The organism is Microbacterium sp. (genome assembly GCF_003248605.1).
Lineage (GTDB): Bacteria > Actinomycetota > Actinomycetes > Actinomycetales > Microbacteriaceae > Microbacterium.
The window spans coordinates 1-11,806 of the sequence record NZ_QFPF01000079.1 but is presented as its reverse complement, the minus strand read 5'-3'; the positions used below and the strand labels follow the sequence as shown (position 1 = coordinate 11,806).

12 protein-coding genes and 1 tRNA gene are annotated in these 11,806 nt (G+C 70.5%); 6 read left to right on the top strand and 7 right to left on the bottom strand.

Annotation, left to right across the window (positions count from 1 at the left end):
• Positions 1 to 25: 25 nt before the first annotated feature.
• Both DI573_RS10810 and DI573_RS10805 read right to left on the bottom strand, forming a co-directional pair.
• Positions 26 to 98, bottom strand: a tRNA-Thr gene (locus tag DI573_RS10810).
• A 46-nt stretch (positions 99 to 144) separates the two neighbouring features.
• Positions 145 to 1,113, bottom strand: coding sequence for a thioredoxin domain-containing protein (locus DI573_RS10805; protein WP_292813904.1), 969 nt, complete (start codon positions 1,111 to 1,113; stop codon positions 145 to 147).
• A gap of 246 nt (positions 1,114 to 1,359) precedes the next feature.
• Here DI573_RS10805 and ugpC point away from each other — a divergent pair, with 246 nt between their 5' ends.
• Both ugpC and DI573_RS10795 read left to right on the top strand, forming a co-directional pair.
• Positions 1,360 to 2,463: a sn-glycerol-3-phosphate ABC transporter ATP-binding protein UgpC gene (gene ugpC, locus DI573_RS10800; protein ID WP_292813901.1), complete on the top strand. Its 1,104-nt coding sequence runs from the start codon at positions 1,360 to 1,362 to the stop codon at positions 2,461 to 2,463.
• 147 nt (positions 2,464 to 2,610) lie between these two features.
• Positions 2,611 to 3,918 carry a DUF4032 domain-containing protein gene (locus tag DI573_RS10795; RefSeq protein ID WP_292813898.1) on the top strand — a complete coding sequence of 436 codons (1,308 nt, stop codon included), beginning with the start codon at positions 2,611 to 2,613 and terminating at the stop codon, positions 3,916 to 3,918.
• A 77-nt stretch (positions 3,919 to 3,995) separates the two neighbouring features.
• On the opposite strand, the gene DI573_RS10790 is transcribed toward DI573_RS10795, so the two are convergent.
• From DI573_RS10790 to cysS, 3 genes are all read right to left on the bottom strand, one after another.
• The gene (locus DI573_RS10790; RefSeq protein WP_292813895.1) at positions 3,996 to 4,637 is read right to left on the bottom strand and encodes an NAD(P)H-binding protein; all 642 of its coding nucleotides are present in this window, start codon (positions 4,635 to 4,637) and stop codon (positions 3,996 to 3,998) included.
• Between the two features lie 66 nt (positions 4,638 to 4,703).
• On the bottom strand, positions 4,704 to 5,699 hold the full coding sequence (gene rlmB, locus DI573_RS10785) for a 23S rRNA (guanosine(2251)-2'-O)-methyltransferase RlmB (protein ID WP_292813892.1): 996 nt from the start codon (positions 5,697 to 5,699) through the stop codon (positions 4,704 to 4,706).
• Positions 5,692 to 7,122, bottom strand: a complete 1,431-nt coding sequence (gene cysS, locus DI573_RS10780; RefSeq protein WP_292813889.1) for a cysteine--tRNA ligase — start codon at positions 7,120 to 7,122, stop codon at positions 5,692 to 5,694. Before cysS ends, rlmB begins: the two co-directional genes overlap by 8 nt.
• 91 nt (positions 7,123 to 7,213) lie before the next feature.
• Here cysS and DI573_RS10775 point away from each other — a divergent pair, with 91 nt between their 5' ends.
• Positions 7,214 to 8,149 (top strand): EamA family transporter, encoded by a 936-nt coding sequence (locus DI573_RS10775; RefSeq protein ID WP_292813888.1) that lies wholly within the window; start codon positions 7,214 to 7,216, stop codon positions 8,147 to 8,149.
• Positions 8,150 to 8,154: 5 nt separating this feature from the next.
• Positions 8,155 to 8,643, top strand: a complete 489-nt coding sequence (locus DI573_RS10770) for a GNAT family N-acetyltransferase (RefSeq protein WP_292813885.1) — start codon at positions 8,155 to 8,157, stop codon at positions 8,641 to 8,643.
• A gap of 235 nt (positions 8,644 to 8,878) precedes the next feature.
• Here DI573_RS10770 and ispD read toward each other — a convergent pair whose 3' ends face one another.
• Both ispD and DI573_RS10760 read right to left on the bottom strand, forming a co-directional pair.
• Positions 8,879 to 10,123: a 2-C-methyl-D-erythritol 4-phosphate cytidylyltransferase gene (gene ispD, locus DI573_RS10765; protein ID WP_292813883.1), complete on the bottom strand. Its 1,245-nt coding sequence runs from the start codon at positions 10,121 to 10,123 to the stop codon at positions 8,879 to 8,881.
• A gap of 9 nt (positions 10,124 to 10,132) precedes the next feature.
• Positions 10,133 to 10,615 (bottom strand): CarD family transcriptional regulator, encoded by a 483-nt coding sequence (locus DI573_RS10760; RefSeq protein WP_292813880.1) that lies wholly within the window; start codon positions 10,613 to 10,615, stop codon positions 10,133 to 10,135.
• Positions 10,616 to 10,718: 103 nt separating this feature from the next.
• Here DI573_RS10760 and DI573_RS10755 point away from each other — a divergent pair, with 103 nt between their 5' ends.
• Positions 10,719 to 11,249, top strand: a complete 531-nt coding sequence (locus tag DI573_RS10755; protein WP_292813877.1) for a DNA modification methylase — start codon at positions 10,719 to 10,721, stop codon at positions 11,247 to 11,249.
• Between the two features lie 359 nt (positions 11,250 to 11,608).
• Positions 11,609 to 11,806 (top strand): hypothetical protein (locus tag DI573_RS10750; protein ID WP_292813875.1); only part of this gene is annotated, 198 nt, incomplete at its 3' end.

Here is an 11,806-nt window from a genome sequence, read left to right as displayed (position 1 = left end):
GGTGCACCCGCGACCCCCTCATGCGTGCCGGCTACAGGACTTGAACCTGCAACCCCCTAATTACAAGTTAGGTGCGCTACCAATTGCGCCAAGCCGGCGGAGGGTCCAGTCTAACGGCGCCGAGGACGGGCGCCGAGGCACGCGTCAGGACGCGGGGCTGGGCTCCGTCGTCGCGGTCGGCGACGGAGTGGGCGTGGGCGTCGAGTAATACGCGTCGCTCGCGAGCGTCAGGACGAACTGCGCGAACTCCTTCTGGTCGGCGAGGTCGCCGACGAAGGGCGAGCCGTCGACAAGCACCGTCGGGCCGGTCAGCGTGGCCTCGGTGTCGCCGAGGGGAGCGCTGAGCGCGCGCGCCGTCGCCTGCTGCACCCACGGGACGAAGCTGCCCTCCTGGATGCAGGTCGAGACAAGCTTGGCGTTGTCGGCACCGGTCGCCCGCGCGAGGGTGGCCAGCTCTTCGTCGCTGAAACCGTCGGTGTCGATCTCGGGCTGTTCGGCCAGCAGTTCGTGGTTGAAGGCAAAGAAGGTGTCGGGCGAGTGCGTCGCGACGCACGCGGCCGCGGCCGCGGCACGCAGCGAGTACTTCGTGCCGTTCGACTTCGCAGTCAGCAGCGCGACGGGATGGTAGGAGATCGTCGCTGCACCCTCGGACACCCACTCCGTGAGCTGCTGCGCGTTCGCGAGCTGGAACTGCGCCGACGACTCGGAGAGGTAGTCGACGTACACGTCGATCGTCAGCCGGCCGGGCGTGGCGCTGGGGGTCGGCGACTCCTCCGCCTCGGTAGCGGGTGTCTGCTCTGCCGACAGGGCAGCGGGGGCGTCTGCGCCGCCGCCGGAGAACGAAGCCTTCACGCTCGCGGGGATCGTGTCGATGACGATCGCGTCGTCCTGCATTCCGGCGGGGGCGAGCTCGGGCTGCGACGCGTCGGAGGTGAGGGTCCACGCGACGGTGAGCCCCGCGCCGACGACGAGGGCGCCGACGACGGTTGCCACGACGCCGGTGCGGATCACGCGCGCGCGGCGCTGGCGGGCCTGAACCGCTGCCGCCTTCTCGCGGACCGCCTCGCGCCGCTCTCGGCGCGCGGGGACGTGGGGCGTCTCATCGCTCGACATGGAACCTCTTGTCTTGACTGTGGGCCCGGATCCGCAGAAGGCGGGACCCGGGCGGGGATCGCGGCACGGGGTGCGACGTTTTCCGGATCCGATGCTAACGATCCACCCTGGGAAACACCCAGACGGGAGGCGATTCGCTGTGCCATACTCACTGGAGGCCCGATGGCGGGTCCCGGCGGCTGACCCCCGTCGTTTCCATTCACTACGGATCGTCCGGCACGTACCTGCCGGTGAAGGAGAAGAGTCATGGCATCCGTGACGTTCGACAACGCTACGCGCTTGTACCCGGGGGGCACTCGCCCCGCGGTCGACAAGCTCAACCTCGACGTCGCCGACGGCGAGTTCCTCGTCCTCGTCGGCCCCTCCGGCTGTGGAAAGTCGACCTCCCTGCGCATGCTCGCGGGTCTCGAAGAGGTCAACTCCGGCCGCATCCTGATCGGCGATCGCGACGTCACCGACGTGCCGCCCAAGGATCGCGACATCGCGATGGTCTTCCAGAACTACGCGCTGTACCCGCACATGACCGTCGCCGAGAACATGGGCTTCGCGCTCAAGATCGCCGGCATCGGCAAAGAAGAGCGCGCCGCCCGCGTGCTCGAGGCCGCGAAGCTGCTCGACCTCGAGCAGTACCTCACCCGCAAGCCCAAGGCCCTCTCGGGTGGTCAGCGTCAGCGCGTCGCGATGGGCCGCGCCATCGTCCGCCAGCCGCAGGTGTTCCTCATGGACGAGCCGCTGTCCAACCTCGACGCGAAGCTGCGCGTGCAGACCCGCACACAGATCGCGTCGCTGCAGCGCCGCCTCGGTGTCACGACCGTCTATGTCACGCACGACCAGACCGAGGCCCTCACCATGGGCGACCGGATCGCCGTGCTCAAGGACGGCCTCCTGCAGCAGGTGGGTACCCCGCGCGATCTGTACGAGACACCCAAGAACGTCTTCGTCGCCGGATTCATCGGCTCCCCCGCGATGAACCTGTTCCCGGTGCACCTCGCCGAGGGCGGCGTGCAGTTCGGCAACGGCGTCGTCCCCATCGAGGCCGACACCCTGGGCAAGGCGCACGGCACCGAGGTCACCGTCGGCGTGCGTCCCGAGGACGTCCAGGTCGGTCCCGCCGACGGCACCGGCCTCTCGGTCGTCGTCGACCTCGTCGAGGAGCTCGGCGCCGACGGCTACCTCTACGGCCACGCCGACATCAACGGCAAGCGCACCGACTTGGTCGCCCGCGTCGACGGTCGTCGTCACCCGCACGCCGGCGAGACGGTCACGCTCTCGGCGATCCCCGGGCACGTGCACGTGTTCGACGCCGAGTCGGGCGAGCGCCTCAACGACAAGGCGATCGCCTCGGCGTGAGGCACTGATCACGCGCAGCGGCGCGGGGGCCCTCGGGCACCCGCGCCGCTGCGCATTCCGGACACGGCGCGTGGGACTTGCGCCCGCGCACAGAGCGCGCCCACCTCGGCTGTGCCACAATCGAGGCCGCCGTCCAGGGAGGTTCCATTGACCGACGCACTGAGCATCACCGCGAGCGAGGTGGACCCGGGGCTTCTCACGCTCCCGTGGTCGACGCCCCTCGCCGAGTGGCCGAGCAGCTACATCGTGTCGCTGCCCAAAGGCATCTCGCGCCACCTCGTGCGCTTCGCCAACCTCTCCGGCCGCGTCGTCGCCGTCAAGGAGACCACGGCCGAAATGGCCCGCCGCGAGTACGAGATGCTCGGCAACCTGCATCGGCTCGACATCCCGTGCGTCGATCGCGTCGCGGTGATCGCGGGGCGGGCGGATGCCGAGGGCACAGCCCTGCCCGCGGCGCTCGTGACCGCGCATCTGCGCTTCTCACTGCCCTACCGGGCTCTGTTCACACAGGTACTGCGACCCGACACCGCCACCCGCCTCGTCGACGCCCTCGCGGTGCTGCTCGTGCGCCTGCACAACGTCGGCTTCTTCTGGGGCGACGTGTCGCTCTCGAACACCCTCTTTCGCAGGGACGCGGGCGCCTTCGCCGCCTACCTCGTGGATGCCGAGACCGGTGAGCTGCACGAGGCGGGGCTGACCAAGGGCCAGCGCGAGCACGACCTCGACGTCGCGCGCACCAACATCGCGGGCGAGATCATGGACCTCGAGGCCGGCGGGCGCCTCGAGGGCGGGGTCGACGCGCTCACGATCGCCGACGGCATCGTGTCGTCGTACCGGTCGCTGTGGGCGGCCCTGACCGACCAGGAGTCGTTCTCCTCGACCGAGTCGTGGCGCATCACCGAGCGGGTGCAGAGGCTGAACGCCCTCGGGTTCGACATCGGCGAGATGTCGATCAAGGCGACCCCCGACGGCACCCGCGTCTCGATCCAGCCCAAGGTCGTCGACGCCGGCCACCATCAGCGTCGCCTGATCCGGCTCACGGGACTCGACGTCGAGGAGAACCAGGCGCGCCGACTGCTCAACGACCTCGATGACTTCGCGCTGCGCATCTCGCGACTCGGCGCGGACGAAGAGATGGTTGCGCACGAATGGCTGACCCGCGTCTTCGAGCCGGTCGTCAAGGCGATCCCCTACGACCTGCGCGCCAAGCTCGAACCCGCCGAGGTGTACCACCAGGTGCTCGAGCACCGCTGGTACCTGTCTCAGGAGCGCGGCACCTCCGTGCCCCTCGCCGAGTCGCTCACGTCATACGTCAACGACGTGCTCCGTCATCGCCGCGACGAAGCGACGATCATGGGTCCGCCGACCGAGACGCTGGCGATCCCGGTGATCACCGACAGCATCCCGGTCGCCGACGAGGAGGCCGACAAGGTCGACTGGCGCGATCTGGTCTGAGCGGCACCTGTCGCCCCGGCGACCCCGCGACCATACGCGGGACCGAGCCGTGCACCGGGACGGTCCCGCGGGTCGGCTCAGTACCCGACGGTGAATCGCTCGCGCGAGTGCTTCGGCGTCTCGATCTCGTCGATCACCGCGACCGCGAGGTCGGCACCCGAGATGAACGACTCGCCGGCGTCGTCGGTCACGATGACCTCGCCCCCGTCGCGGTACGTGCCCGTGCGCTCCCCCGGGTTCCAAGCCCCGAAGCCGCCGGCCGGGTGGATGAAGAACCAGTCGTGGCCGTGCGGCTGCGTCTGGAGGTCCTCGAGCACGCCGATGGCCTCGAACGCCTCGGGCTTGTACTCCTCGGTGAACCCGGGAGTGTCGATCACGCGCGGGCCACCGGGCGCGACGAGGCTGCCGCCGGCGCCGCCGATCACACCCACCCGCACAGACGAAGGCAGTTCCCGCAGCAGCTCGGCGACGTTGGGACGCACCTTGCCGAGCATGTCGCCGCGGGCGGGCACGGACACCACGACGACATCCACGCCCTCGAGCTCTGCGACGAGGCTCGGCACATCGAGCAGGGTGCCCTCGATGTAGGTCGCGCCGGGGGCGCGCTCGGCGGGCACCGTGCGGGCGACCGACACGGCGGTGTGACCGCGGCGCACCGCCTCGTCGATGATGTGGCTGCCGGCGTAGCCGGTTCCTCCGATGACGGCGATACGTGTCACGTCTGTTCCTCTCGCGTGGGGTTCGTCAGAGACAAGGCGCGCCCGCGCGGGCGCATTCCCGATCGTTCAGCCCGCGGCGGCGGCGCGGATCGTCGACACCTGGTACAGGGCGACGGATGCGGCGATGCCGGCGTTGAGGGACTCGGTCGCCGCCTCGATGGGGATCGACACGATCTGGTCGCACGTCTCGGTGACGAGACGCGAGAGCCCCTTGCCCTCGCTGCCGACGACGATGACGACCGGCCGGTCGGCGAGCTCGAGCGCGGGAAGAGAGACGTCTCCGCCGCCGTCCAGGCCCAGCACGAAGACCCCCTGGCGCTTGAAGTCCTTGAGCGTCGAGGTGAGGTTGGGGGCGACCGCGACCGGGATGCGGGCGGCGGCGCCGGCGCTCGTCTTCCAGGCGGCGCTGTTGACGCTCGCAGACCGTCGCTGCGGCACGATCACGCCGTCGCCGCCGAACGCACCGGTCGAGCGGATGATGGCGCCGAGGTTGCGCGGGTCGGTGATGCCGTCGAGGGCGACGAAGAGCGGCACTCGCCCCTCGCCGATCACCTTCTCGAGCAGATCGTGCGGATGCGCGTACTCGTACGGTGGCACCTTGACCGCGACGCCCTGGTGCACACCGTCGAATCCGGCCATGCGGTCGAGCTCGGGGCGGGTGACCTCGAGCACCGGGATGTCGCGGTGCGTCGCGATCGAGAGCATCTCCTTCACGCGGTCGTCCATCTCCACCCGCTGGGCGATGTAGAACGCCGTCGCCGGGATCTTCGCGCGCAGCGCCTCCAGCACCGAGTTGCGGCCGGTGACCACCTCGGTGTCGTCGTCCTTCTTCGCGCGCGGGCGCCCGCTGGAACCCGGCTTCTGCGGCGGCTTTCCCCGGCCTCCCGCCGCGGCGTACCGCTCGGCCGCGGCCTTGCGCTTGCCGGCGACGTGCCAGCTGCGATCCTCGGCCTTGGGCGTGGGCCCCTTGCCCTCGAGGGCCTTGCGGCCGAGACCGCCGGTACCCTTCAGCGGCCCCTTCTTCTTGCCCTTGCCTGCGCCCGGGCGTGCTGGTTTAGCCATTCTGAACACTCCAATGGGTCCCCTCGGGACCGTCTTCGAGAGCGATGCCGGCCGCCGCGATCGCGTCGCGGATGCGGTCGGCCCCCGCCCAGTCCTTCGCGGCGCGCGCTTCGGCACGCTGCGTGATCATCGTCTGCACGAGCGCGTCGAGCGCCGCATCCATCCGCTGCGCCGCGTCATCCGTGCGGCGACGGGACTGCCGGGGGTCGATGCCCAGCACGTCCAGCATCGCGTGGACGCGCGTCCACGCCGTCGCGGCAGCATCCCGATCGCCCCGGTCGAGCGCGGCGTTGCCCTCCCGCACCGTCTCGTGGAGGACCGCGAGCGCCTGGGGCACGCCGAGATCGTCGTCCATGGCCTCGGCGAAGGCCTCGGGAAGGGCTTGGCCACGGAACCACGCGAATGAGAGTTCTTCGTCGGCGGGGACCGCGCGCAGGTAGCGCTGCTGAAACCCCTCGATGCGCTCGAGGGCCGCTCGGGCCTCTTCGTACGAACGCTCGGAGAGGTCGAGCGTCGATCGGTAGTGCGCCGCGGCCAGCGCATACCGCACGACGATCGGATCGTGGCGCTCGAGAACGTCCTCGGCGAGCACAAAATTGCCGAGCGACTTCGACATCTTCTGACCGTCGACGGTGACCAGGCCGTTGTGCACCCAGTACCGCGCGAACCCGTCGCCGGCCGCCGTCGACTGCGCCAGCTCGTTTTCGTGGTGCGGAAAACGCAGGTCGAGTCCGCCGCCGTGGATGTCGAAGTCCGGTCCCAGATACCGGCGCGACATCGCCGAGCACTCGATGTGCCAGCCGGGGCGTCCCGGACCCCACGCCGAATCCCACACCGCACTCTCGGGCTCACCGGCCTTCGCACCCTTCCAGAGCGCGAAGTCGCGCGGGTCGCGCTTGCCGCGCGGATCGGCGTCCTCGGCCGCCTCCATCGCGTCCGGCGACTGATTGGTCAGCGTGCCGTACGACGACCACGACCGCACGTCGAAGTACACGTCGCCCGAGCCGGCGGGGTCGGGGTAGGCGTGCCCGCGCTCGATCAGTCGCTCGATGAGCCACTGCATCTGCGGGATCGACGCCGTCGCACGCGGCTCGTACGTGGGGGCCAGGATCCCGATCGCGCTGTAGGCGGCGGTGAACTCGCGCTCCATGCGATAGGCCAGCGCCCACCACGGCTCGTCGTCGGTCGCGTTCTGCAGCACCTTGTCGTCGATGTCGGTGACGTTGCGCACGAGAGTCACCCGCCCGAAACGGTGAGCGAGCCAGCGTCGCAGGATGTCGAAGCTCAGCGCCGCGCGGACATGGCCGATGTGCGGGCCGGACTGGACGGTCGGGCCGCAGACGTACATCGTCACCTTCGACGCGTCGAGCGGCACGAACTCGCGCAGGGCCTGCGCCTTGGTGTCGTAGAGCCGCACAGTCACCCGCACAGCCTACCCGTGCGGCCCCCGCCGCCCGGGGGATCGCGCAGCGGACGCGGCGGGCGCAGCGGTCGCGACGCGATAGAACTGAGAGGTGATCTCCGCCCTCGCCGTCCTCGCCGCCGCGATGCTCTTCGGCACCACGGGCACCTCTCAGGCACTCGGCCCCGACGGCACGACTCCGCTGTCGATCGGCGCAGTGCGTCTCGTCGTCGGGGGCACGGGGCTCGCGGTGTTCGCCTTCGCGCTCGCGGCACGCGCGCATCGGCGCGGCCGCGCCGCGCCCAACCCCCGGCTCGGGCGTGAGCCGATCCTCCTGATGGTGCTCACGGGCCTGTGCCTCGCGCTCTACCAGCCGCTCTTCTTCCTCGGCACGGACCGCAACGGCGTCGCCGTGGGCACCGTGATCGCCCTGGGCTCGGCCCCCATCCTCGCGGGACTGCTCGAATGGGCCCTCACCCGCCGCATGCCGAGCGCCACCTGGATGGTCGCGACCGGTCTCGCCACGGCCGGGGTAGTGCTGCTCGGGTTCGGCGGAGGCGCGGATGCCGGGGGCACCGGGGGCACCGACATGCTGGGCATCGCGGGGTCGGTCGGGGCGGGCGCGACGTTCGCGATCATCGCCAACGCGCAGCGCCGGCTGCTCGACGCGGGCTGGGATCCCTTCACGGTCGTCGGGGCGATGGGGGCGAGCTCTGCGGGCCTGTCCGCTCTCGTCCTGCCCTTCGTCGACCTCCGCTGGCTCGGCGAGCCGGCCGGCCTCGTGATGGCCCTGTGGCTGGGCCTTGCGACGATATCGATCGCCTACGTGCTGTTCACCTGGGGCCTGAACGGGCTCACGGCGGCGACCGCCGCGACGCTGACGCTCGGCGAACCGCTGACCGCCAGCATCCTGGGTCTGAGCGTTCTCGGCGAGCGGCTCAGCGCCCTGGCGATCGCGGGGCTGATCGTGCTCGCCGCGGGCCTGGCCGCCCTCGCGTGGGGCTCGCGGACGCCCCGGGACCCGAAGCCCTTCGCCGTGGAGGCGTGAGCGCCATGCCGCACGCACACGACGCCCCGCTCGAGATCCGCGACGACGACCTGACGGGTTCGGCGACCCGAGCCCTCATCGCGCGTCACCTCGCCGGGATGCACGAGGACTCGCCGCCGGAGAGCGTGCACGCGCTGGGCATCGACGCCCTGACGGGGCCCGGGATGCGGGTGTGGTCGGCGTGGTATGGGGCTGAGCTCGCCGGCGTGGCCGCGCTGAAACGCCTCGACGACGAGCGCGGCGAGCTCAAGTCCATGCGCGTCGATGATCGATTTCTGGGGCGCGGTGTCGGGCGCGCGCTGCTGCGCCACGCGATTGCCGCCGCGCGTGTCGCGGGGCTGAGCAGCCTCTGGCTCGAAACCGGGTCGCCGGACTCGTTCGAACCCGCCCGCCGGCTCTACGCGAGCGAGGGGTTTGTCACCTGCGGGCCCTTCCCGCCGTACGTCGAGGACCCGTTCTCGGTGTTCATGACGCTCGATATCGCTCAGCGCTGACGCGGGCCCCTTCCGTCCGGCGCGGCCCGCGCGACCCGCGCGACCGGCGCGCCCGGCGCGCCGCGGCGGCGAACCCACATTTTTGCAGCGAGCCCACACTCGTCGCATGGTGGCTCGCTGCAAAAATGTGGGTTCGGGGTGCTGGCGATCGCAGGCGCCGCAAGCGACGGCGGCGGCGTCACGCCGGTGCGGGTACTGACCGGGCAGCGACGGCGAGCGGTCAGGTCAGGTCAGGTCAGACGGGCAGCAGCAGCGCCACGGCGAACGCCGCGACACCCTCGCCCCGACCCGTGAAGCCCAGCCCGTCGGTGGTCGTCGCCGACACCGCGACCGGCGCGCCGAGGGCGGCCGAGAGCACCTGCTCGGCCTCCGCGCGACGCCCCGCGAAGCGTGGCCGGTTGGCCTGCACCTGCACCGTCACGTTGCCGATGCGCCAGCCCGCCTCGCCGACGAGCGCACGCGTGCGGGCGAGGAACGCCTCGGCATGCGCGCCGGTGAACTCGGGACGGGATGTGCCGAAGTGCGTGCCGATGTCGCCGAGACCGGCTGCCGAGAGCACCGCGTCGACGATCGCGTGCGCCACGGCATCGCCGTCGGAGTGACCCGACAGCGCCTGCTCGCCTGGCCAGCGAAGCCCCGCCAGCCACAGATCGCCCTCGCCCCCGAAACCGTGCACGTCGGTGCCGATACCCACGCGCGGCGCAGCGATAGCGGCCTCCAGCGCAACGGGCGGCTCCGGCTCGGCTCCGGGCTCGGCATCCGTCACCAGCGCCCGCGCCCGCTCGAGGTCCGCGGGCGTCGTGATCTTGAACGCCCGCGCGTCGCCCTCGACCGTCGAGACGGCGTGGCCCTGTGCCGCCACGAGCGCGGTGTCGTCTGTGTACTCGCGCGTCGCGGCGCGATATGCCGCCACGAGCATCGCGCGCGGGAAGCCCTGCGGTGTCTGTGCGGCCGCGAGCGGCTCGCGATCGACGGCCTCGACGACCGCGGTGCCCTCGACGCGCTTGAGCGTGTCGATGACGGGCAACACCGGGACGACGCCGGATGCTGTCTCCTCGACCGCCGCGACGACCCTCTCGAACACCGCCGGCGGTGTCAGCGCGCGGGCCGCGTCGTGCACGAGCACGACCTCGACGTCGGCCCACAGGGCCGCGAGGCCCGCGGCGACGGACTCCTGACGCGTCGCGCCCCCGACGACGACATGCACCAGATCCCGCCGGCGCCCCGAAGGAGGCGGGGTGACGGCATCCATCGCGTCGGCGACGGCAAGCGCCTCGGTCAGCGCGTCACCCTCGCGCCCGGATGGTGCGACGATGACGATCTGCGCGGACGGGGCCCGAAGCACTCGCCGAAGGGCGTGATGCAGGATGCTGCTGCCGTCGATGCCGACGAGCGCTTTGGGTTCGCCCGCGCCGAGTCGGGTGCCCGATCCGGCGGCGACGACGATGATGCCGACGCGCGGCGATGGCGTGATGCTCACGCCGGGAGCCTAGCTGGCGAGGACCTCGTCGAGGACGACGCTCGCGCGCTCCTCGTCGGTCTTCTCTGCAAGGGCGAGCTCGGAGATGAGGATCTGCCGGGCCTTGGCCAGCATCCGCTTCTCACCCGCCGACAGACCGCGGTCCTGATCGCGGCGCCACAGGTCGCGCACGACCTCGCTGACCTTGATCACATCGCCGGAGGCGAGCTTCTCGAGATTCGCCTTGTACCGACGCGACCAGTTCGTGGGCTCTTCGGTGAACGGGGCGCGCAGCACCTCGAAGACGCGCTCGAGACCCTCCTTGCCGATCACATCGCGAACTCCGACGAGGTCGACGTTGTCGGCCGGAACCTCGATGGTCAGATCACCCTGCGTCACCCTGAGCTTGAGATAGATCTTCTCTTCGCCCTTGATGATCCGAGTCTTCACTTCGGCGATGGTGGCCGCCCCGTGGTGCGGGTAAACGACCGTTTCGCCAACCTCAAAAAGCATGCAGTTATGTCCTTTCGGCAACCAACAGAATACCACAGGGGCCATACGCTAAGGTTCGCCGAGCACGGTCCGAGGGTCCGCCCGTGCGACGCCCTAGAATGCAATGAACGCCCGTCATCTCCCTGGAGGACCCGTGAAATCCCGTCGGCTTGCACCCCTGGCCCTCATCGCCGCCGTCATGGTCGGCACGTCGGGATGCGCGATGCTCGCCCCGCAGGCCACCACGATCGAGTACAACCCCGCCGAGGGCGCGGGCGCCACGACGGGCTCCGGGGTCGTCAGCAACGCGGTCGTCGTCTCGGAGGACGGTGAGGACGGCAACCTCATCGCCGCCTTCACCAACGAGAGCGACGAGGCCCAGACGGTCAGCATCGAGTTCGAGGGGTCGTCCTCGACCGAGACTCTGCGCATCCCCGCCATGAGCAGCATCAGCCTGGGCATGGACCCGGACGCGGATTCCGAGACGGCCGAGGGGCGCGTGGACGGCGGCGAGCCAATTCTGCTCGAGGGCATCGACACACCTCCGGGCGCGACGCTGCCGATCTACTTCCAGTCCGGCGATGCCGAGGGCGAGCTCATCCAGGTTCCAGTGCTCGACGGATCGGTCGAGTACCTGGCGCCCTTCGTCCCGTAGGGACTGCTCGGAGCGTGCCGCTGCGCCGCGAGCTTGACGAAGGCGGTGACCGACCCTCGCCCTTCGGTACCCCGGATCCAAGTCTCTGCGGCGGGGCTCTTCGAGGCCAGATAGTGGCACCGTGAACGCGGGCCCCGCTTCACATCCTGACGTCCTCGACGGGTGGCCGTGCGTGGCGCGCCCTGAGCTTGTCGAAGGGCCCCCGTGAGCCCGTGCTACGCGCCCTGAGCTCGTCGAAGGGCGGCGCATACCCGTCACGCGCCCTAGATGAAAGCATTCTCACTAAGTATCTCGCCGCGGGGCGTCGGAAGTACATAGCTTCGACGGTCAATGTCGGAGGATCCGCTTAGAGTTCGAATATGAACACCAGACCGGGCGGCGACGCACCCGACGACAACGTCGATCGTGTCGACAGCGCCGTCGGCGTGGACGCTGACGTTGACGTCGAGGGCGTTGGCGTCGACGGTGTGGATGCTGTCGCGGCGGCCCTTGCGGCGAAGTACGCGGCCGCGGTGGCAGGGGTGGCCTCGGCCGAAGCTGAGGTCATGGCGGTGCTG